The organism is Thioalkalivibrio sp. AKL9, from assembly GCF_000377825.1.
Classification (GTDB): domain Bacteria; phylum Pseudomonadota; class Gammaproteobacteria; order Ectothiorhodospirales; family Ectothiorhodospiraceae; genus Thioalkalivibrio; species Thioalkalivibrio versutus.
In genome coordinates this window covers 23,199-44,715 of record NZ_KB905111.1, presented here as the reverse complement: position 1 = coordinate 44,715, position 21,517 = coordinate 23,199, and the positions used below count along the sequence as shown (strand labels likewise).

The 21,517-nt window shown below is 67.6% G+C and carries 18 protein-coding genes and 1 pseudogene; 17 read left to right on the top strand and 2 right to left on the bottom strand.

The window, feature by feature from the left end; all coding sequences use genetic code 11:
- Positions 1-29: 29 nt before the first annotated feature.
- Positions 30-1,397, bottom strand: a complete 1,368-nt coding sequence (locus D573_RS0109615) for an NAD-dependent succinate-semialdehyde dehydrogenase (RefSeq protein WP_018938337.1) — start codon at positions 1,395-1,397, stop codon at positions 30-32.
- 129 nt (positions 1,398-1,526) lie between these two features.
- Here D573_RS0109615 and D573_RS0109610 point away from each other — a divergent pair, with 129 nt between their 5' ends.
- The 12 genes and pseudogenes from D573_RS0109610 (at position 1,527) to D573_RS0109560 (ending at position 15,231) form a co-directional block, all read left to right on the top strand.
- The gene (locus tag D573_RS0109610; protein ID WP_018169242.1) at positions 1,527-2,498 is read left to right on the top strand and encodes a complex I NDUFA9 subunit family protein; all 972 of its coding nucleotides are present in this window, start codon (positions 1,527-1,529) and stop codon (positions 2,496-2,498) included.
- A 24-nt stretch (positions 2,499-2,522) separates the two neighbouring features.
- On the top strand, positions 2,523-3,755 hold the full coding sequence (locus tag D573_RS0109605) for a multifunctional CCA addition/repair protein (protein WP_018938338.1): 1,233 nt from the start codon (positions 2,523-2,525) through the stop codon (positions 3,753-3,755).
- 84 nt (positions 3,756-3,839) lie between these two features.
- Complete coding sequence (locus D573_RS0109600) at positions 3,840-4,496, top strand: protein-L-isoaspartate O-methyltransferase (protein WP_018144765.1); 657 nt, start codon at positions 3,840-3,842, stop codon at positions 4,494-4,496.
- Positions 4,497-4,607: 111 nt separating this feature from the next.
- On the top strand, positions 4,608-5,939 hold the full coding sequence (locus tag D573_RS0109595; protein WP_018938339.1) for a TolC family outer membrane protein: 1,332 nt from the start codon (positions 4,608-4,610) through the stop codon (positions 5,937-5,939).
- The gene (locus D573_RS0109590; protein WP_018938340.1) at positions 5,939-6,508 is read left to right on the top strand and encodes an isochorismatase family protein; all 570 of its coding nucleotides are present in this window, start codon (positions 5,939-5,941) and stop codon (positions 6,506-6,508) included. Before D573_RS0109595 ends, D573_RS0109590 begins: the two co-directional genes overlap by 1 nt.
- An 18-nt stretch (positions 6,509-6,526) precedes the next feature.
- Positions 6,527-6,673: a hypothetical protein gene (locus D573_RS14695; protein WP_018144768.1), complete on the top strand. Its 147-nt coding sequence runs from the start codon at positions 6,527-6,529 to the stop codon at positions 6,671-6,673.
- 10 nt (positions 6,674-6,683) lie between these two features.
- On the top strand, positions 6,684-7,535 hold the full coding sequence (locus D573_RS0109580; protein WP_018938341.1) for a hypothetical protein: 852 nt from the start codon (positions 6,684-6,686) through the stop codon (positions 7,533-7,535).
- Positions 7,535-8,605 (top strand): homoserine O-succinyltransferase, encoded by a 1,071-nt coding sequence (locus tag D573_RS0109575; protein ID WP_018938342.1) that lies wholly within the window; start codon positions 7,535-7,537, stop codon positions 8,603-8,605. The genes D573_RS0109580 and D573_RS0109575 overlap by 1 nt, the downstream gene beginning before the upstream one ends.
- 161 nt (positions 8,606-8,766) lie before the next feature.
- On the top strand, positions 8,767-10,107 hold the full coding sequence (locus D573_RS0109570) for an MFS transporter (RefSeq protein ID WP_018938343.1): 1,341 nt from the start codon (positions 8,767-8,769) through the stop codon (positions 10,105-10,107).
- A 402-nt stretch (positions 10,108-10,509) separates the two neighbouring features.
- Positions 10,510-10,754, top strand: a pseudogene (locus D573_RS14830) (hypothetical protein).
- 398 nt (positions 10,755-11,152) lie between these two features.
- The gene (locus tag D573_RS0109565) at positions 11,153-13,051 is read left to right on the top strand and encodes an ATP-binding cassette domain-containing protein (protein WP_018938344.1); all 1,899 of its coding nucleotides are present in this window, start codon (positions 11,153-11,155) and stop codon (positions 13,049-13,051) included.
- A gap of 164 nt (positions 13,052-13,215) precedes the next feature.
- Positions 13,216-15,231, top strand: a complete 2,016-nt coding sequence (locus tag D573_RS0109560; RefSeq protein WP_018938345.1) for a methyl-accepting chemotaxis protein — start codon at positions 13,216-13,218, stop codon at positions 15,229-15,231.
- Positions 15,232-15,240: 9 nt separating this feature from the next.
- On the opposite strand, the gene D573_RS0109555 is transcribed toward D573_RS0109560, so the two are convergent.
- Positions 15,241-17,187: a GNAT family N-acetyltransferase gene (locus D573_RS0109555; RefSeq protein WP_018938346.1), complete on the bottom strand. Its 1,947-nt coding sequence runs from the start codon at positions 17,185-17,187 to the stop codon at positions 15,241-15,243.
- A 230-nt stretch (positions 17,188-17,417) separates the two neighbouring features.
- Here D573_RS0109555 and D573_RS0109550 point away from each other — a divergent pair, with 230 nt between their 5' ends.
- The 5 genes from D573_RS0109550 to D573_RS0109530 are packed head-to-tail and all read left to right on the top strand — an operon-like array spanning position 17,418 to position 21,499.
- Positions 17,418-17,732, top strand: a complete 315-nt coding sequence (locus D573_RS0109550; RefSeq protein ID WP_018938347.1) for an STAS domain-containing protein — start codon at positions 17,418-17,420, stop codon at positions 17,730-17,732.
- Positions 17,725-18,087: a response regulator gene (locus tag D573_RS0109545; RefSeq protein WP_018169253.1), complete on the top strand. Its 363-nt coding sequence runs from the start codon at positions 17,725-17,727 to the stop codon at positions 18,085-18,087. Before D573_RS0109550 ends, D573_RS0109545 begins: the two co-directional genes overlap by 8 nt.
- 2 nt (positions 18,088-18,089) lie before the next feature.
- Entirely contained in the window at positions 18,090-20,156 is a 2,067-nt protein-coding gene (locus tag D573_RS0109540; RefSeq protein WP_018938349.1) for a chemotaxis protein CheA, read from the top strand.
- 20 nt (positions 20,157-20,176) lie between these two features.
- A complete protein-coding gene (locus D573_RS0109535; RefSeq protein ID WP_018938350.1) occupies positions 20,177-20,698 on the top strand; it encodes a chemotaxis protein CheW in 522 nt (173 codons plus the stop codon).
- Between the two features lie 21 nt (positions 20,699-20,719).
- Positions 20,720-21,499 (top strand): ParA family protein, encoded by a 780-nt coding sequence (locus D573_RS0109530; protein ID WP_018938351.1) that lies wholly within the window; start codon positions 20,720-20,722, stop codon positions 21,497-21,499.
- Positions 21,500-21,517 lie beyond the last annotated feature (18 nt).

Genomic DNA, 21,517 nt, shown 5'->3' with positions numbered 1-21,517 from the left:
GACGCGGATCAACCTTCAACGGGCATGAATCAACCCACCCAGATGGTCTTGGCGTTCTGGAACTCGCGGATGCCGAGCTCGGAGAGTTCGCGGCCGTAGCCGGAGTCCTTCACGCCGCCAAAGGGCAGGCGCGGGTCGCTCTTGACGATGCCGTTGACGAAGGCGCAGCCGCATTCCAGACGCCGAGCCAGGGCCTCGCCACGTACCGGATCGGCGGTCCAGACGCTGCCACCCAGGCCGAAGCGCGAGCGGTTGGCGAGCTCGATGGCATGATCCGCGCCGCGCGCCCGGGTGACCGCCGCGACCGGGCCGAAGGTCTCCTCGTCGAAGGCCGCCATGCCGGGTTCCACGGCATCCAGTAGCGTGGGCGGGTAGAAGTACCCCGCCCCGTCGCGGGGCTCGCCACCCGCCACCAGGCGGGCGCCGGCCGCCACGCTGCGGGTCACCTGGTCGTGCAACTCGCTACGCAGATCATCGCGCGCCAGCGGCCCGATGTTCGTTCCCTCGGCCATCGGATCCCCGATGACCAGGGCCTCGATGGCCGCCTGGAAGCGCTCGACGAAGGCATCCGCGATGGCCTCCTCGACGATGAAGCGCTTGGCGGCGATGCAGGTCTCGCCGTTGTTCTGGAAGCGCCCGCGTACCGCCTGCTCCACGGTGTGATCGAGATCGGCATCCGCCAGCACGACAAAGGCATCCGAGCCGCCCAGTTCCAGCACCGAGGACTTCAGGGCCTTGCCGGCCGCAGCCCCCACCGCGCGGCCGGCGCCTTCGGAGCCGGTCAGGCTGACGCCCTGCACGCGACGGTCAGAGATGATGCCCTCCACCGCATCGGAGCCAACCGGCAGGTTGCGGAACACGCCCTCGGGAAAACCGGCCGCCGTGAACACCTGCTCCAGGTGCTCGGCGCAACCGGGGACGTTGGAGGCGTGCTTCAGCAGAACGGTATTGCCGGCCAGCGTGGCCGGGATCGCCTGGCGAAAGGCCTGCCAGTAGGGAAAGTTCCAGGGCATCACCAGCAGCACGGTCCCCAGCGGCTGCCAGGCGATGAACGACCGGCTCGCATCCGAGGCGACCATGGTGTCCTGCAGGAAGTCCGGGCCGTGCTCGGCATAGTACTCACAGGCGTTGGCACACTTGTCGACCTCGGCGCGCGCCTCGACCAGCCGCTTGCCCATCTCGCGGGTGGCCGTAGTCGCCAGGGTCTCGCGCGCGTCGCGCAGCACCCCGGCCAGGTCGTGCAGGCGGGCGGCGCGCTCCGCCACCGGTCGTGCCGCCCAGTCCGGTGCGGCGCTGGCCGCGCGTGCCAGGGCGGCCTCCAGCCCGTCCCGATCCATGCGGGGATAACGCGCGAGCATGTCGCCGGTCGCAGGGTTGATCGCGGTCAGTTCGGTCATGTCGGCGCCTCGGTTTGGTGACCCGGAAACAGGCCATGGGAAACACAGGTCCACTATTTGCTAGTTTGAACAATGCGGGTCACCCGAGTATAAGACGATCCGCATTCGCTTTCGGAAGGACCTTGCCCCATGTCGATCGATTCGATTCGCAATGTCTGCCTGCTCGGCGGCACGGGCTTTGTCGGCCACCACATCATCCGCCGACTGATTGACCGCGGCCTGAAGGTCCGCGTGTTGTCGCGCCGCCCGCACCGCCATCGCGACCTCCTGGTCAACCCCGAGGTCGACCTGGTCGAGGGCAGCGCCCATGATCCCGCCACCCTGGAACGCCTGTTCGCGGGCCAGGACGCGGTGATCAACCTGGTCGGCATCCTCAACGAACGTGGCCACAGTGGCGCCGGCTTCCACGCCGCCCACACCGAGCTGACCGAGAAGGCCCTGGCCGCCGCCGAGTCGCAGGGCGTGCGCCGCTTCCTGCAGATGAGCGCGCTGAAGGCGGACATGGACGACGCCCCCAGCCACTACCTGCGCAGCAAGGGTGCGGCCGAGCAGGCCGTGTTCGCCAGCGAGTCCCTGGCGGTCACCGTCTTCCGTCCCTCCGTCATCTTCGGGCCGGAAGACTCCTTCCTGAACCGCTTCGTGACGCTGCTGAAATTCTCGCCCGTGATGCCGCTGGCGCGTGCCCGGGCGCGCTTCGCCCCGGTGTTCGTGGGCGATGTGGCCGAGCACTTCGTCGAGGCCCTGGAAGACCAGGATACCTTCGGCCAGGGCTTCGAGCTGTGCGGCCCGAAGACCTACACCCTGGGCGACCTGGTGCGGTATGTGGGCCGGGTCTCCGGCCACCGGCGCCCGGTAATCGGCCTGCCCGACTGGGCTGGCAAGCTGCAGGCCAGCGTGCTCGAGTTCGTGCCCGGCAAGCCGTTGTCGCGCGACAACTTCGCCTCGCTGACCATCGACTCGGTCTGCGACGGCGAACAGCAGCTGCCCTGCCCGACCCGCTTAGAATCCATTGCCCCCAGCTATCTGGGCGGTGGGGGCGCGGGGCGCGAGGCCCGCATGCAGCACCTGCGCACGCTCAATCGCGGGGCCAGCCGCGGCTGATCGAAGGGTGAACCGGTAACCGCCATGCAGACCTATCTCGTCGGCGGTGCGGTTCGCGACCGCCTGCTAGGGCGCCCGTTCACGGAGCGCGACTACGTCGTTGTCGGCAGCTCGCCGGAGGCGATGGAGTCCAATGGCTTTCGGCCGGTCGGGCGCGACTTCCCGGTCTTCCTGCATCCCGAAACCCACGAGGAATACGCGCTGGCGCGCACCGAGCGCAAGACCGCACGCGGCTATCACGGCTTCCAGTTCAATGCCTCGCCCGAGGTCACCTTGGAGGACGATCTCGAACGCCGCGATCTCACCATCAACGCGATGGCCGAGGACGCCGACGGCCGCTTGATCGACCCCTACAACGGCCAGGCCGACCTGGAGGCGCGCCGACTGCGGCATGTCTCCCCCGCCTTCGCCGAGGACCCGGTGCGCCTGCTGCGCGTGGCGCGGTTTGCCGCCCAGCTCGCGCCATGGGGCTTCGAGGTCGCGCCCGACACGCTGACGTTGATGCGCGAGCTCGTCACCTCCGGCGAGGTCGACGCCCTGGTACCCGAACGCGTGTGGGCGGAATGCGAGAAGGCCCTGAAGAGTCCGGCACCACGGCGTTTTCTGGAGGTGCTGCGCGAGGCCGGGGCGCTCGCCGTCCTGTTCCCCGAGATCGAGCGGCTGTTCGGCGTGCCCCAGCCGGAGCGCTACCACCCGGAGATCGACACCGGCGTGCATACCCTGATGGTGCTGGACCAGGCGACCCGGCTTTCCGACGCACCCGAGGTCCGTTTCGCCGCGCTGGTGCACGACCTCGGCAAGGGCACCACTGACCCGGAGATCCTGCCCAGCCATCACGGGCACGAGGAACGCGGGGTGGACCTGATCCGCGCCCTGACCGAACGCCTGCGCATACCCAACCGCTACCGCGACCTGGCGGTGCGCGTGGCGCGCTACCACGGGCTGGTGCATCGCGTATTCGAGCTGCGCCCGAAGACCGTGATGAAGCTGGTCGACGGCCTGGACGTCCTGCGCCGCCCGGAGAACGTGGAGCCCTTCCTGCTGGCGGTGGAGGCGGACTTCCGCGGCCGCACCGGCTGGGAAGACAAGCCCTATCCACAGGCCGACGCGGTGCGCCGCGCAGTGGCGGCCGCGCAAGGCGTGCAGCCGGCGGCCCTGATAGCCGAGGGACACAAGGGCAAGGCACTGGGCGAGGCCCTGCAGCGCGAGCGCGTTCGCGCCGTTGCCGACGCCCTCGACGAACACCCCGACGCGTAGGAACCTGCTCGCAGGCTCCTACTTGCCTGTTTCGGCCCGTGAACGTACTCTTTCGCGGCTGTCGAGCGCACTGAGGAAACCGCGATGGATTACGCCAAGGCCCGGATCAACATGGTCGAACAGCAGGTCCGCCCCTGGGACGTGCTGGACACCCGTGTACTGGACGTAATGGAAACGCTCCCGCGCGAGCGTTTCATGCCCGAGCCCTATCAGGCCCTGGCGTACGCCGATTCCGAGATCCCCCTGGGGCACGACGAGAACACCCTGCCGCCGGTCGTGATCGGCCGCCTGCTGCAGGCCGTGTCGCCGCAGCCTACCGAAACCGTGCTGGAGATCGGCACCGGTTCCGGCTACGTCACGGCCTGCCTGTCCCATCTGGCAGCCCAGGTCGACAGCGTCGAGCGCATCGACGAGCTGCGCCTGGCCGCCCGCAACCGCCTGACCGATCTCGGCATCGAGAACGCGCAACTGCGCACCGCCTCGGTGACCCCCGACTGGACCCCGCCGCGCCCGCGCTACGACGCGATCATCCTGACCGGCGGCATGACCGAATATGACGACTTCCTCGAGCCCTACCTGACCCTGGGCGGGCGACTGTTCGTGATTACCGGTGACGGTCCGATCATGGAGGCCCAGCTGATCATCCGCACCACCGAGGACGGCTGCCGCCACGAGGAGCTGTTCGAGACCCGCGTGAAGCCGCTGGTTGGATTCGAGCCGAAGCCCGCCTTCGAATTCTGAGCGGCACCCGAGGGGCCCATTTCAGGCGCGGGCAACCAGGGGTGAAGGTCCCATGCCCGAACCGGCTCTGATAGGATAGGCTTTTCCTAATATCCTTCCGGAGTCGCGTCCATGAACCGTCTGCCGTCGCTTCTCGCCACCGCCGGGCTGGTCCTTGTGATCTCGGCCCCCGCCGCCGCCTCGAGCCTCCTGGAGGTCTACGAGCGCGCCGCCACGGAAGACGCGGAGCTGCGCACCGCCGAGGCGGAATACCGCGGCGTGCTGGAAAATCGCCCGATCACTCGCTCTGCCCTGCTGCCACAGATCTCCGGGCAGGCCGAGGCCGGCGCGTTCTACCGCGACGACCGCGATTCGCAAACCGGCAGCCTCGACGGTCGCCAGACCAGCTTTGGCGTCAATCTCTCGCAGAGCATCTACGACCGCCGCAACTACATTGATCTTGTGCAGGTGGATCTCGAGATCGCCCGCGCCGAGGCGGAACTGGATTCCGCCCGTCAGGACCTGATCCTGCGCGTCTCCCAGGCCTACTTCGACGTGCTGATCGCACAGGAGACCCTGGCCTTTCGCGAGGCCGAGGTCGAGGCAATCGAGCGCCAGCTGGAACAGACCGAGCGCCGCTTTGAGGTCGGCCTGGTCGCACGCACCGACGTCACCGAGGCCCAGGCCCAGCGCGACCTTGCCGAGGCCGAGCGCATCAGCGCCGAGAACCAGCTGGACCTGACCCGCGAACAGCTCGCGGTGATCACCAACACCTACTGGGACCAGCTCGACATGCTGCGCGACGACGCCGAGCTGACCCCGCCGGATCCGGCCGACCCGCAGGCCTGGGTGGATATCGCCCTGGCGAACAACCTGGAACTGGCCGCCCAGCGTCTGAGCACAGAGAGCGCGCGCGAGCAGATCCAGCGCCAGCGCGCCGAGGGCCTGCCGCGCATCAACATGAACGCCTCGGTCAACGAGAACCGCTATCACGGCCTTGATACCGGCACGACCGGCGGGGCGATGTTCTTCGAAGGCACCGAAGCCCAGGTCGGGATCCAGCTGGAGATCCCGTTCTACACCGGCGGTCGTGTCAGCGCCCTCACCCGTCAGGCGCGCGAGAATTTCCAGGCCGCGCAGGAAGGCCAGTCGCTGGTTGAACGCCGCACGACCCAGGACACCCGCAGCGCTTATCTGTCGGTGATCTCCAACAACTCGCGCGTGCGCGCCCTGGAGCAGGCCCTGGCCTCCACCCAGTCCGCGTTCGAGGCGGCCGAGGCCGGCTTCGAGGTGGGCACCCGCACCCAGGTGGACGTCCTGCTCGCCCTGCGCGAGGTCTTCCGCGCCGAGCGCGACTACGCCGAGGCCCGCTACGGCTTCCTCAGCGAGTCGCTGCGCCTGCAGCGCGCCGCCGGCCGCCTGAGCGTGACCGATCTCGAGGCCATCAACCGCCTGCTGGAGTAATGGCCGCTGCCGCTTCCAATTCGCGAGCCCGCTGCGAGCGTGCGCGCTCGCGGCTGGTCCTGATCGACCTGCAGGAACGCCTGCTGGCCGCCATGCCGGACGCGCGGGACGAGGTCGAGCGCAATACCGCCCGCCTGATCGAGGCCGCACGCAAACTGGATATCCCGATCGAGGTCTCGCGTCAGTATCCGCAGGGCCTGGGCGAAGTCACCGCCACTCTGCAGCAAGCGCTCGACGGCTACGGCACGGTCACCGACAAGACGACCTTCTCCTGCTGCGCCGAGGATGACCTGCGCGCGCGCCTGACAGGCGGCGACCAGATCATCCTGACCGGTTCGGAGACGCATATCTGCGTGACCCAGACGGCGCTGGAGTTGCTGGACGCCGGCGTAACCGTGTTCGTGGTCGAGGACGGGGTCTGCTCGCGCGACGCCGGGCGCAAGCGCAACGGGCTGGAGCGCCTGCGCGCCGCCGGCGCCATCATTACCAATCACGAATCGGTGCTGTTCGAATGGCTGCGCGACGCGGCCGATCCGCAGTTCCGCGAACTGAGCCAACTGATCCGCTAACCGGAGGATTCCGCAGGGATGCGCATACTCGGCAACATTCTATTGGGCGTCTGGCTGATCCTGTTCGGCCTGCGCGGCCTGCTGGGACTGCAGTTCCAGTACGACCATTACGTCATCAGCGGCCTGGCGGTGATCGCCGGTATCCTGTTCATCCTGCGACGCTAATCGAGTCCCCATGCGCCTGACACCCGACGAATACCGCAACCAGGAGCACCGCCGCATCACCCTGCTGGGGATGTCCGGTGTCGGCAAGACGCGCCTGTCCAACATGCTCCGGCGCGAGGACTGGTTCCACTATTCGGGGGACTACCGCATCGGCACGCGCTACCTGAGCGAGCCGATCCTGGACAACATCAAGGCCCAGGCGATGGCGGTGCCGTTCCTGCGCGACCTGTTGCGCTCGGACTCGATCCAGATCATCAACAACATCACCGTGGACAACCTGCACCCGGTGGCGAGCTTCCTCGGCAAGCTCGGCAACCCGGAGCTGGGCGGCCTGCCGCTGACCGAATTCAAGCGCCGCCAGACCCTGCACCACCAGGCCGAGGTGCAGGCGATGCTCGACGTGCCGGACTTCATCCACAAGGCACAAACGCTGTTCGGCTACCCGCATTTCGTCAACGACGCCGGCGGCTCGGTCTGCGAACTGGACAGCCCCGGCGTACTCGAGACGCTGGCCGAGCACACCCTGATCCTGTACATCAAGGCGACGGACGAAGACGAGCGCCAGCTGATCGAACGCGCAGAGCGCGACCCCAAACCGCTGTACTACCGCGAGGCCTTCCTCGACCAGCAGCTGGCCGAATACATGCGCGACGAGGGGCTGGACTACGTCGCCCAGATCGACCCGGACGCCTTCGTGCGCTGGGTCTTCTCGCGCCTGTTCCGCGCACGCCTGCCGCGCTACGAGGCGATCGCCGAGACCCACGGCTACACGATCAGCACCACCGAACTGGCACGCGTACGCAACGCGGGCGAGTTCGATGACCTGGTCTGCATGGCCCTGGAACGGGAGGCACGCCTCTAATGCCACTTGTCGCCTATTCCGATCTGCCCACCTTTGCCCGCCTGCGGAGCGAGGGCGAGACCGTGCTGCCCAGCGACTTCGCGCAGCAGCAGGAGATCCGTGCGCTGCACATCGGGCTGCTGAACATGATGCCGGACGCCGCCCTGTCGGCGACCGAACGTCAGTTCTTTCGCCTGATCGGCGAGAGCAACCAGATCGCGCAGTTCTATATCCACCCGTTCACCCTGCCGCAGCTCAAGCGCGGGCCGAAGGGGCGCGATCACATCAAGCAGTACTACGAGGACTTCGAGGACCTGAAGAAAGAGGGTCTCGACGCGCTGATCATCACCGGGGCCAACGTGACCCAGCCGGACCTGGCACTGGAGCCGTTCTGGGAGCCGCTGGCCGAGGTGGTGGACTGGGCGTGGGAAAATGTGACCTCGACGCTTTGCTCCTGCCTCGCCACTCACGCCGTGCTGCAGGCGCGCTACGGCGAGCACCGCGTGCACATGGGCGAGAAGCTGTGGGGCGTGTTCCCGCACCGGGTGGTGGACCGTGGGCATCCGCTGGTCACCGGCGTGAATACCCGCTTCGACGTGCCACACTCGCGCTACAACGATGTCTCGCGCGAACAATTCGAGCGCCACGGCCTGCGCGTACTGGTGGACAGCGAGCAGTCCGGGATCCACCTGGGTGCCTCGCCGGACGGCTTCCGCATGGTCTTCTTCCAGGGCCACCCGGAGTACGACTCCATCAGCCTGCTCAAGGAATACAAGCGCGAGGTCGTGCGCTACATCCAGGGCGAACGCGACGCCTACCCGCCGCTACCGGAGAACTACCTGATGCCGCAGGCCGCCGCGATCCTCGGCGAGCATCGCGAGCAGGTCGAGGCCGCGCTGGAGCACTGCACCGAAATCCCGGCGCTGCCCGAGGCGCTACTGCTGGACCGCCTGGACAACACCTGGCATGACACCGCCCTGGCGGTGATCAACAACTGGCTGGGCAACGTTTATCAGCTGACCAACCTCGACCGGCGCAAGCCGTTCCGCGACAGCGTCGATCCGAGCGATCCCCTGGCCGGACGGCGGTAAGACCCCGTATTGGGGCGATGCCCCCGTCATTGCGAGGAGCCGAAGGCGACGTGGCAACCTCCCGAAGTTGGCAATGCGCCAGGTCCCGGTGGCTCCGGTGGGAGGTTGCCGTGTCACTGCGCGCCTCGCAATGACGGGGGGCAACGCAACGGAAGGACTCCATGGCCGAACATGACCCGGACAAGCTGCCGCGCCCGCTGATCTCCCTGTACGAAACCATCGCCGGGGACGAGGATGCGCGCGTCTGCAAGGACATTCCGGAAAACGCCTGCAGCGCCCAGCCGACCAACTTTTTCGTCCACCTGGTCTCCAACACCCTGAGCAAGATCGGCGACGAGCTGGCCTCGGCCCGCCTGGTCCTCGCCTGGCTCTTGGGCGCCCTGGGGGCCCCGGCCGCCTTCGCCGGCTTCCTGGTCCCGATCCGCGAGTCCGGCTCGCTGCTGCCGCAGTTGTTCGTGGCCGCCGCCATCCGGCGGCGGGCCATCCGCAAGGGCTTCTGGATCCTCGGCAGCCTGCTCTCCGGGCTCGCGGTGGCCGGCATGGCCGTGGTCGCGCTGACCCTGGAGGGTGCAGCCGCCGGCTGGGCCATCCTCGGGCTACTGGTGGTCTTTGCGCTTTCGCGCGGGATCAACTCGGTCGCGGCCAAGGACGTGCTGGGCAAGACCATCGCCAAGCATCGCCGCGGCACGGTGATGGGCTACGCCGCGTCGCTGGCCGGGTTCTTCACCCTGGGGCTGGGCATCTACCTCACGCTCGCGAACCTGGAAGAGGCCGGCATTGGCGTGTTCGTGGCCCTGCTGGCCGCCTCGGCCGGGGCCTGGTGGGTCGCCGCCGCGACCTTCACCCGGCTGCGCGAGGATCCGGGTGCCACCGAGGGTGGCGGCAACGCCGTCACCGAGGCCATCAAGTCGATGCGCCTGCTGTGGACCGACCGCGCCTTCGGTCACTTCGTCCTGACCCGCGCGCTGCTAATGAGCACGGCCCTGGCACTGCCCTTCTACGTCCTGCTCGCGGAGGACGCGACCGCCGGTGATCTGGGCACCCTGGGCCTGCTGATCCTCGCCAGCGGCCTGGCCTCGGCCGTCAGCGCCCCGGTCTGGGGCCGGCTGTCCGACCGCTCCGCCCGCTGGGTCCTGATCCTCTCGGGACTCCTTGCAGCCGGCCTCGGCATCGCGGTCGCCCTGAGCGTTTGGCTGGCTCCAGTGGGTACGGACCACGCGCTGGTTCCTGGCGGCTGGGTCTATGCGACCCTGTTCTTCCTGCTCGGGGTCAGCCATGCCGGCGTGCGTCTGGGCCGCAAGACGTACCTGGTCGACATGGCAACCCAGGAAACGCGCGCCGCGTTCACCGCCGTCAGCAACACCGTCATCGGCGGCCTGCTACTGATCGGCGGCCTGTTCGGCCTGCTGGCCCAGCTAGCCGGCACCGAAGTCGCCATCTTCGTGCTCGCGCTGATGAGCCTCGCCGGCGCCGTGAGCGCCTGGCTCATGGGCGAAGCCTGACGCCCGCCTTCTTCCGGCGACTCCGCCGGCTGGCCACGGTTCGTCGTCGGTGTTTACATGCCTTCGCCCAGCCGCCTGCCTGGTTGTGGCTGGTCCGGGTTCGTCCTCTGGTGTTTACGGTGGCTCCGGTCCGCCGCCTGCCACGCGCTCTCTCGCGAGCGCACCGCGAGGTACTTCTTTGCTCGTGCAAAGAAGTACCCAAGAAACACGCCCGACTGCCGCGACCCCGGCCCGCTGCGCGGGCCGGGGTTTCCCTCGCTCCGAGGCTTTTTGCGGGCGGCGCTGAACTCGCTACGCTCAGACATCCAGCGCCTTGAATCCCGCGAAAAGCCTCTCCACTCGGCGCGACGACAACGGGGAGGCAGGTCAAAACAACGGCTATCCCAGCGTTCTTGCCAGTGGATGATGGCTAGGTCTTCATACATCTTCGGCACGCGTGGCCTTTGGCCATGGCGTGGCGGGCGCCGGGGGCGTAGGATGCGAATGAGCGAAGCGAATCGCATCAGGGTTTCGCACGGCGTGGGAGATGGTGCGTTTCGCGGGGCTCAACCGCACCCTACGGGATACGGTCTGTTTTGACCTTCCCCTCCCGTATGGAGCCCCTCGCGGAGGGCGTGATGGGCCGGAAGAAGGCGCTGGCTGTCTGAGCGAAGCCGCAGGCGTAGCGAGTTCAGCGCCGCCGGCCCAGCGCGTCCGGAGCGAGGTTCCCGGGCGGAATCCGGGTGCCCTTCTTTGGGTACTTTCTTGGGCAAGCAAGAAAGGACCTCGCGGTGCGCTCGCGAGAGAGCGCGTGGCAGGCGGCGGACCGGAGCCACCGCAAACACCAGATGCCGAACCATGGTCTGCCACAACGCGGCAGGAGGCCCGACGAAGCCACCGTAAACACCGACGACGAACCAGGGCCAGCCTCTCCCGGAAGGCGGTAGAAAGAATGCAATTCCTGCTCCGGAATGGAGAGCCTGAAAGGGCTCACGGTGCGCGCTACGGCACGCCAAGGTGATAGTCTTGGCGCCCGCAACAACACTTGCTCGCGACCGGAATTCGAATGGCACTGCTCACCCTGCGCAACATCCACCTGGCCTACGGCATGGCCTCCCTGCTCGATGGCGTCAACATGAGCCTGGAGCCCGGCGAACGCGTCGCCATCGCCGGGCGCAACGGCGAGGGCAAGTCCACCCTGCTCAAGGTCATCACCGGCGAGGCCCAGGCCGATTCCGGCGAACTGACCCGCCAGGATGGCCTGACCACCGCCTACCTGACCCAGGAACTACCGCCCGGAATCGAAGGGACGGTCTTTGACGTGGTCGCCGAGGGCCTCGGCGAGGCCGGCCGGTTGCTGGAACGCTTCCACCACCTGAGCCAGGCCGCTGCATCGGGTGACATGGACGCCCTGGACAAGATGGGTCCGGTGCAATCGAAACTCGACGCCATCGACGGCTGGAGCCTGCAGAACCGGGTAGAGACCACGATTTCGCACCTGAGCCTGGATCCCGAGGCGCAGTTCGCCGCGCTGTCGGGGGGGCTGAAGCGACGGGTGTGGCTGGCGCGCGAGCTGGTGCAACGCCCGCAATTGCTGCTGCTCGACGAGCCCACCAACCACCTGGACGTGGCCGCGATCCGCTGGCTGGAACAGTTCCTGATCGAGAGCGGACTGACCGTGGTGTTCATCAGCCATGATCGCCAGTTCATGGAGAGCGTGGCCACGCGCATCCTGGAGCTGGACCGCGGGCATCTGTACGAGCACCCACCATCCATCGAGGCCTTCCGCGAGCGCCAGGCCGAAAGGCTGGAAACGGAAGCCACCCAGCGCGCGGAGTTCGACCGCAAGCTGGCCCAGGAGGAGGTCTGGGTGCGCCAGGGCATCAAGGCGCGACGCACCCGTAACGAAGGCCGCGTGCGGGCACTCCAGGCATTGCGTCGCAAGCGTGCCGAACGCCGCGAACGCGGCGGCCAGGTGAAGATGAAGCTGAGTCCGGAGCAACGCTCCGGACGCCTGGTGATCGAGGCGGAACACGCCGATTTCGGCTACGACACGCCCATCGTGCGCGACGTGAACCTGCTGCTGCAGCGCGGGGATGCCCTAGGCATCGTCGGACCCAACGGGGCCGGAAAGACCACCCTGCTGCGCGGACTCCTGGGCCAGATGGAGCCGCTCGCAGGCAGCGTCAAGCTGGGCACCCAGCTGGAGATCGCCTACTTCGACCAGGCCCGTGCCCGTCTGGACGAGGCGACCACGGTTCAGGATGCGGTCGGCGAGGGTCGCGACCGGGTCATGGTCAACGGCGAGAGCCGCCACATCCTGTCCTATCTGGAAGACTTCCTGTTCCCGCCCGCGCGTGCCCGCCAGCCGGTATCGGCGCTGTCGGGGGGCGAGCGCAACCGCCTGCTGCTGGCGAAGCTGTTCCTGCGCCCGGCGAACCTGCTGGTGCTCGACGAGCCGACCAACGACCTCGACGTGGAGACCCTGGAGCTGCTGGAGCAGCTGCTGATCGAGTACACCGGCACCGTTATCGTGGTCAGTCACGACCGCTCGTTCCTCGACAACGTCGCGACCTCCACTCTGGTCCTGCCGGGCGATGGCGCGGTCGAGGAGTTCGTCGGCGGCTGGTCCGACCTGCCCGAACGGGTCACCCAGCGCCTGCTGGAGGGCGAGTCCGGAGCGACCGCGAAGGCCGAGCCCGCGGCCAAACCCGCGGCGCCCGCACCCGAGCCGGCACCGGCGACCCCACGCAAACGGTCCTACAAGACCGCGCGCGAACTGGAGGCCCTGCCGGCACAGATCGAGGCCCTGGAACAGGAACAGCAAAGCCTGACCACGGCCATGACCGAGCCGGATGCCCTGCGCGACGGTGACCGCATGCGCGAACTGCAGACTCGGCTCGAAGCCGTCGAGTCAGAACTGGCCCTCTGCTACGAGCGCTGGGAACAGCTGGAATCCGACTAGGCCCCGGCACGTCTATCCTCCGGCGACTCCCTGAATAACCGGTTCAACTCTGAGCGCAGCCGGCCGTAACAGGGGTTGAATCACCACCTTTCGAGTCCGCGGTCGTAATGGCCGCGGCCGGTTCGTGAAGCGCCGGACACAAGGCGCCCAGAAGGAGTCATCGCATGCTGGACAAACTCTCCATTCGGGGGCTACTGATCGCCGGCTTTGGCCTGGTGGTCGCCATCCTGATCATCAACTCCCTGCTGGCCCTGCGCGCGATGAGTACGGGCAGCCAAGGGGTTGAACAGCTCACCCAGGCCGACTACCCGGCGGTAGCCCGGGTCAATGACGTCGAGCAATTGCTGCAGGAGAGCGCTGCGTTTCTCGGGTTCTACCTGATGAGCGAGGAGCAGTCCCACCGCGACGCGTGGCAAAACGCGATGCGTGACCTCGATGGCGCAACCCGCGCCCTGAACGAGAACCCGGTGATCGCCGCCGACGAGGAACTGTCCGCCAGCGCAACCGAGGTCCGCCGGCTGGTCAACCAGTTCGCCAGCTTCGAGGACCGACTGATCGAGGTGGCCGAAAACGCCGCCGAAAACATGCCGGCACTGGGCATCGCCAATGCCCGGGCCAACCCCGCCAGCCGCGAGATGACCCAGCAGACCAACATGATGATCAGCGCCGAGATGGGGCTCCCGCGCTTCCAGCGGTCCTGGGATCGTCTCGACACCCTGCATGACCTGCGTATGTCGGTGGTGCAGGTCACCTCGAACCTGCGCGGCTTTATCGCCTTCCGGGACGATGCCTTCCGCGAGAATGTCCGACTGTTCTCGACCCGCACCAACGACATCACCGCACAACTGATGGACCAGTTCGACGATCTGGACTTCGAACAGCAGATCGCGCTGGAGGACTTCCAGGGGGCGCTGGACACCCAGAACACGGCGCTGGATGACCTGATCGAGATCCACGGCAGTGAACAGGCACTGCAAGACGCCTACCTGATCCGTACCGAGATCGGGCCCGTGCTGATCGAGGCGCGTGACCACCTGCAGGGACTCAGCGAGCGGATTACCCATCGCGCCGAGCGCAGCGCCGCCGCGCTGACCGCCGACATGCTCGCGACCCAGACCACCCAGGGCGTACTGGCCCTGATTGGCGTGATCCTGGGCTTGGCCGGCGCGGTGTTCATCATCCTGGTGGTCCGGCGCGCCCTGGCCCACTCGACCGCGGCACTCGAGGAGATCGCGGACGGCGACGGCGACCTGAGCCGCCGCCTGGACGAGAACGGCCTGATCGAAACCGCACAGCTGGGCCGGGCCTTCAACCGCTTCACCGACAAGATCGCCCAGGCCATCGGCAATGCCCGCGGCGGTACCGAGACGCTGAATCGCGCCACCGAGAACCTGAACCAGGAGGCCTACCAGGCCCGCGAGGCCGTTTCGCGCCAGCGCGACGAGACCGACCGCGTCGCCACCGCGATCAACGAACTGCAAAGCAGCGCCGAGGAGATCGCCCGCAACACCGATGCGACCTCCCAAGCGGGCCAGGAAGCCGGGAATGCAGTGAACAACGGCTCCGAGGTGATGAGCAAGAACATCGAGTCCATGGCCTCGCTGCTCGGGACGGTCGAACAGGCGGCCGACACCGTGGCCAAGCTGGGCGAGGACTCGAAGCAGATCGGGACCATCCTCGAGGTGATCCGTGGCGTGGCTGAACAGACCAACCTGCTGGCCCTGAACGCGGCCATCGAGGCCGCCCGCGCCGGTGAACACGGCCGCGGCTTCGCGGTGGTGGCCGACGAGGTACGCAAACTGGCGACCCGTACGCAGGAATCCACCGACGAGATCGAGACCATGATCGCGCGCCTGCAGTCCGCCACCACCAGCGCGGTGAAGGCCATGCAGCACGGCCAGGAAGAGGCCGAGGCCACCATGGAGCACACCTCCGAGGTGAACGGTGCCCTGCAACAGATCCGCCAGTCGGTGACCACGATCGTGGAGATGACCGAGCAGATCGCGGTCGCCTCGCGCGAACAGAGCACGGTAGTCGAGGACATCAACCGCAACATCGTGCAGATCTCCGACGAGGCGGATCAGTCGGCCAATACCGCCGACCGCGTCAGCGCCGCCTCCGACGAGCTCAAGCAGGTAGAGAAGGAGATCCAGCAGGCACTGGCCCAGTTCCGGCTCTGACCGGGCGGGTTACAGACTCCGGGCCTCCAGCCAGTTCCGGGCGGCGCGACGCAACCTTCGGGTGACGCCGCGCCGCCCGGAAACCTCCAGCTCGCGTGCCAGTCGGTCCCAGTCGATGGGCTGCGCCAGGCTCGCCGCGAGCAGCTGACCTTCCGGCTCGTCCGGCGGCGCCACCGCCAACTGCCGCAACAACGCGGGAAGCGCCCACTCCAGGGGCCGCGCCCGCTGGGAAAAGGCTCGGACCTCCCTCAGATCCGCCACCGGGTCAACCGGCGACAAGGGACCATCTCCCTCCGCATCCTGATCCCCAGGGACTTCGCTCACCATGGCCGCGGTGGTGTCCGGCAGGAACCGGGGATGCCAGACCGGCCAGTCGCGCCGAAAGGCCGCCAATGCTTGTTGCAGCCGGGGCTGCAATCGGGGCGCGGTCGCACGCAGGACCACGCCGCTCACCTGGCCACTGGCCGCATCCGGCTGGACGCCGACTCGCACCAGGCCATAACCCGCGCGCTGCCAAAGGTGCAGCAACACAGGTTGCAGCCCGAAACTCGCGCCAATCAGCGCCACCCCCTTGGCACCAGCCCGGTCCTCGACCGCACGCAACAGACGGCTCCCCAGGCCGCGCCCCTGCCAGTGCGGATGCACCGCAATGCGCTGAATGCGCCACGCGCCCTCCCCTGCCAGGTCGAAGTCACCCCGGGCCGCAACGGTGCACGGCAGGAAATGCCCCTGCGGGCGCCGTTCGCCCGACCAAACCGCTTCGGCTATCGCGCGCTCCAGTCCGCCCTCTTCCTGGATCAGAACCACCCCGAACAGGGCGCCATCCGCCGCCCCTTCCAGCAGCAGCAGGTGAACACCCGCATCATCCAGCCAGCGCGCCAGATCGGAGGGCCGTGTGCGGTAATGGGCGTCCGCCAGCAGGCCCATTACCGCCTCCAGGGTTTGCGGCGTGTCCGCGAGCGCCGCGCCCGTGCTCCAGCGCAGCCGCACGGCCTGGGAGACCGGGGGGCGACTCGCCGCCTCCAACAGGAACAGCCGATTCAGCCAGTCCTCGAGCGGATCGCCCGGGGCCCAGCGAACCGGTGTATCCAGGGTCTGTAGCCGTACGCGAAAGCCCGCCCCCTCCAGGGCCGGCAGCGCACGCAGCCGAAAGCCCTGCCCGCTCCCCTCGAAGCCGCCGGTCGTGGTCGCCAGCACCAGGCGCCGTGCCAACCGGGCCAACTGAAGCAGGCGCTCGACCGGCATGCTCGCAGCCTCGTCGATGATCAAGGTATCCAGCGGTTCCGCCTGTTCCAGCAAGACGTCCGGGGCCCGGTAGTACCGTTCCGGCGCGGGTGTCCAATGTCGGGCGCGTGCCAGCAATGCGTCCACGGCCCGTGGTCCCGGCGCCGTCAGCGTGATCGTGGATTCGCCGCGCTGCGGTGCCGCGCCCAGAAACTCGCCCAGCAGGGTCGACTTGCCGCGGCCACGCGGGGCGGTCAACGCTACACATTCGCCCGGCGCGAGTCCCGCCAAATGCCCCAGCGCGATGGCCTGATCCGGCGTCCACGCAAACGGGCCCGCCGCCCTCGGCATGATTCCGGGCCGTCGATCCGCCGACGGCGGCTCCACGGTCCGCACCCACGGCTCAGCCAGCGCCGCCTGCCAGCGGCGGGCAAACGCCCCGTCTCCGCCGGTGCCGTCGAGGATCACCAGGGTGCCACCGCCGAGCAGCAGGCCTGCGACCGTGACCAGCGCGTCCACCGCGAGCGGTTGCCCGGCCTCGAATGCCAGGGCCTGTACCTCGTGCCCCAGCCAATGCCCAGCCTGCGCCGGTGCCACATGTGGCACCCCGTCGGGCGGCGAGCGGCCCACCCACAGCACCGGCCCCTCCACCGCCGCAGCCCGCAGCCAGTTCGCAGCCACCTGACAGGCTGCGGCATCGGTGGTCAGGCGATAGAGCGTACGGGCCTGCATATCGGCGGCTCCTTCCGATCAAATGACACGTGAGACAAGCGGGTTTCAGAGGGTAAAAAAGGCAAGACCGCCACACCGCCGGGCCGAAAGTCCAGTCCTTTATCGACGAATCGAGGTGAAGCGCGTCTCAAGTTTTTGCACTTCCAGCCGTACAAGAGTTTAGGAAAGGCTGGAATAGGCCTGTACAACACCTGTACAGTGTGTACCGTGTTCATAGAAGGGTACTGCAGATGACCACCATTGCGCTGCCGGAACGCCTGCGCATCGACACCGCAGCCGAGTGCTGGCAGGAACTGCGCGCGGCACTGGATGCCGGCGAAGACCTCCAGGTGGATGCCGCGGCCGTGAATGATGTGGATGCCGCCGGCGTGCAGGTCCTGCTGATGGCCCGCCACTCGGCCACCCGCAATGCGCAAGGCTGTTCGCTGAGCGGGACCAGCGCGGTGCTGGCCCAGGCCCTGCAGGCCCTGGGCGTACCCGACGAGGGGTTTGCATCGAGCGCCGCACCACACGACGACAAGGATTCAGGAGACATCAATGGCTAAGGTTCTAGTGGTGGACGATTCCGCCTCGATGCGCCAGATGGTCGCATTCACCCTCAAGCAGGCCGGGCACGAGGTCGTCGAGGGTCGCGACGGCAAGGATGGCCTGAGCAAGGCCCAGGGCGCCAAGGCGGATCTGGTGATCACGGACGTGAACATGCCCGCCATGGACGGCCTGCAACTGACCCGCGAGCTGCGAAAGCTGGGCGACTACAAGTTCACGCCCATTTTGGTACTGACCACCGAGGCCGGGCCGGAGAAGAAGCAGGAAGGCAAGGCTGCCGGCGCGACCGGATGGCTGGTCAAGCCGTTTGACCCCGACCAGCTGATGAACACCGTGAACCGGGTGCTGCGCTAGTCATGTCGATCGACATGGCCCAGTTCATCGATGCCTTTCTCGAGGAGAGCTTCGAGGGGCTGGAGCGCATGGAGACCGAACTCCTCGCGCTGGACGACGGCGACCCGGAAACGCTGAACACGATCTTCCGCTGCGCCCACTCGATCAAGGGCGGAGCCGGGACCTTCGGCTTCGGCGCGATCTCCGGGTTCACCCATGGCGTGGAGACCCTGCTGGACCGCATGCGCAACGGCGAGCAGGAGGCGGCCCCGGACACGGTGAACCTCCTCCTGCGTGCGGTGGACACTCTGCGCGCGCAATTGCACGCCGCCCGCGATGGCGGCGAGGCCGACCCCGCCGAGGTAGCCGAAGTGCGCGCCCTGATCGAGGCCCATCTGGGAGATGCCGCGCCCGCCAGCGAAGCCAGAAACCCGCCGGCAGCCGGTGGCAACGATGGTACCGATGCCTCCAGCGGCGGGGACCACGGTGGCCCGCGTGGCTGGCGAATTCATTTCCAGCCCTACGCGGACCTGATGCGCACCGGCAACGACCCCCTGCGCATGTTCGAGGTGCTGGAGGAACTCGGCACGCTCAACGTGCACTGCGAGACCGATCGCCTGCCGGATCACGCGGATGCCTTCGACCCGGAGGACTGCCACCTGGCCTGGACCCTGGAGCTGGAAGGCGATGCCACCCGCGACCAGATCCAGGAGGTCTTCGAGTGGGTCGAGGACGAGTGCGATCTCCTAATCGAACCCCTTGAAGCGGTCAGCGTGCCGACTGCTGGAGCACCCCCACTGACGCCCGAGCCGGCAGAGATGGGCGCGACCACCCCCCGTCGGCCGGAGGCCCCCGCTGCACGCGGCGGCAGCGGGAACCGTGGGGCGGAATCCAGCTCCATGCGAGTGAACGCAGGCAAGATCGACGCCCTGATCGACATGGTGGGCGAACTGGTCATCACCCAGTCGATGCTGACGGACATCAGCGAACAACTCGAGGAAGACCCGTCGCAGATGGAGGCGCAGATCGAGCGCCTGCGCACCGGACTGGGCGAACTGGAACGCAATACCCGCGAGCTGCAGGAAAGCGTGATGAGCATCCGCATGGTGCCGATCGCGCAGGTCTTCAACCGCTTTCCGCGGCTGGTACACGACATCTCCGGGCAGCTGGGCAAGCAGATCGAGCTGACCCTGAAGGGCGAATACACCGAGGTCGACAAGACCGTCATGGAGCACCTGGGCGACCCGCTGGTGCACCTGGTGCGCAACGCGGTGGACCACGGCATTGAAATGCCCGAAGAACGCGCGGCGGCCGGCAAACCGGAGACCGGCCAGGTCACCCTGGAGGCCTTCCACCGGGGTGGCAACGTGGTCATCGAGATCCGCGACGACGGCAAGGGCATGGACGCCGACCGCATCCTCGCCAAGGCCCGCGATGCCGGCCTCGTTGGACCCAACCAGCACCCGGACCGCCACGAGATCCTGCAGCTGATCTTCGAACCCGGCCTGTCCACGGCCGACCAGGTCAGCGACCTGTCGGGTCGCGGGGTCGGCATGGATGTGGTCAAGAAGAATATCCGCGGTCTCGGCGGCAACGTCGAGCTGGAGTCGGAACCCGGCAAGGGTTCGCGCCTGACCATCCGCCTGCCGCTGACACTGTCGATCATGGATGGCCAGTTGCTGAAGATCGGCGAGGAGACCTTCGTGATCCCGCTGATCGCGATCGTTGAGTCGCTGCAGACCCTGCCAGAGAGCGTGAAACAGGTCTTCGGCAAGCTGCCCCTGTACCGCCTCCGGGACGAATACATTCCGATCGTCGACCTCGCGGCCCTGTTCGGCCGTACCGAGCCCAGCCCACTGCCGGAACGCGCCCTGCTGGTGGTCGCCGAGGCCGACGACCAGCGCGTGGCGCTGCGGGTCGATGACCTGCTCGGTCAGCAACAGGTGGTCATCAAGACGCTGGAAACCAATTTCCGCAAGGTCCCCGGCACGGCCGGCGCGACCATCCTCGGGGACGGCCAGGTGGCCCTGATCCTGGATGTCGCCGGGATCGCGCGCATGGCCAGCGGGCGCGATACCCGCGCGGCCTGATCATCAAGGAGCCGAACGCAATGGCGAACGACGCAACCCAATCGATCCACGACCCGGCCACCGCCGGCGAGGACCAGTACCTCACCTTCATCCTCGCGGAGGAGGAATACGGCGTGGACATCCTGCGGGTGCAGGAGATCAAGGGCTGGGAACGCCCCACACCCCTGCCCAACACGCCGGACTACATCCGCGGCGTGATCAACGTGCGCGGCATGATTGTGCCGATCATCGACATGCGTCTGCGCTTCGGCATGGAGCCGCTGGAATACGGCCCCACCACGGTGGTCATCATGCTGCGCGTGGTCGGCGAGGAACGCGAACGCGTAATGGGAGTGGTCGTGGATGCGGTCTCCGAGGTCTACAACATCGGCTCGGACAACCTGCAGCCGGCACCCGACTTCGGGACCCGCATCGGGGTCAACTTCGTACGCGGGCTGGCGACCGTCGAGGAACAGATGATCCTGGTGCTGGACATCGACACCCTTCTGGGTCCGGGCCTGATTGCCAGCGCCGATGCCATCGAGGCCGAGGCGACGGCGTAAGCCCGACCTCGCACACGGACCATGCGAACCATCGCGGTGATCAACCAGAAAGGCGGGGTCGGAAAGACAACGGTGACCCTGAACCTCTCCCATGCCCTGGCCCTGCAGGGCTACCGGGTTCTGGCGATCGATGCCGACCCGCAAGGCCACCTGAGCATGGCCTTCGGGCTGGAAGACCCGGCCGGCCTGGACCGCGTGCTGCAGGGCGAGGCCCGGTTGCAGGATGCCTTCAGCGAGGCCGGCAACGGACTGCAAATCGTCGCCGCCGGGGATCAACTGCAGGAGGTCGAGAACCTGAACCAGGGCGGCGCCGAACGCGGCTGGCGCCTGAAGAAGGCCCTGGACGCACTGGATCAGCCATTCGATTTCGTGCTGATCGACTGTCCGCCTTCGGCGGGCTTGCTGGGAATGAACGCGATCATCGCGGCCGACGAGATGCTGATCCCCGTGGCCGGTGACTTCCTGGCCCTGAACGGCCTGTCGCGTCTGATGCGCATCCTCCAGGGCGTCGAGGCGCGCCTGGGCTCGGCCCGCAAGAAGTGGATTGTGCTCTCGCGCTTTGTCGAGCAACGCCGGCATGCCCGCGAGGTCCGCGAACGCATCCGCGAGCACTTCGCCGAGGCGCTGCTGCCGACCACCATCCGCGAGACGGTGGTGCTGGCCGAGAGCCCGAGCTTCGGGCAGACGATATTCGAGTACCAGCCGCGCCACCGCGCGGCCGGGGACTTTCAGCAACTGGCCGCCGACCTGGTCGCGGCCGGGGCACCAACCACCACCCGCCCGACGGCGGCACACGCCTGAGCCTCGAGCCAGGGAGAA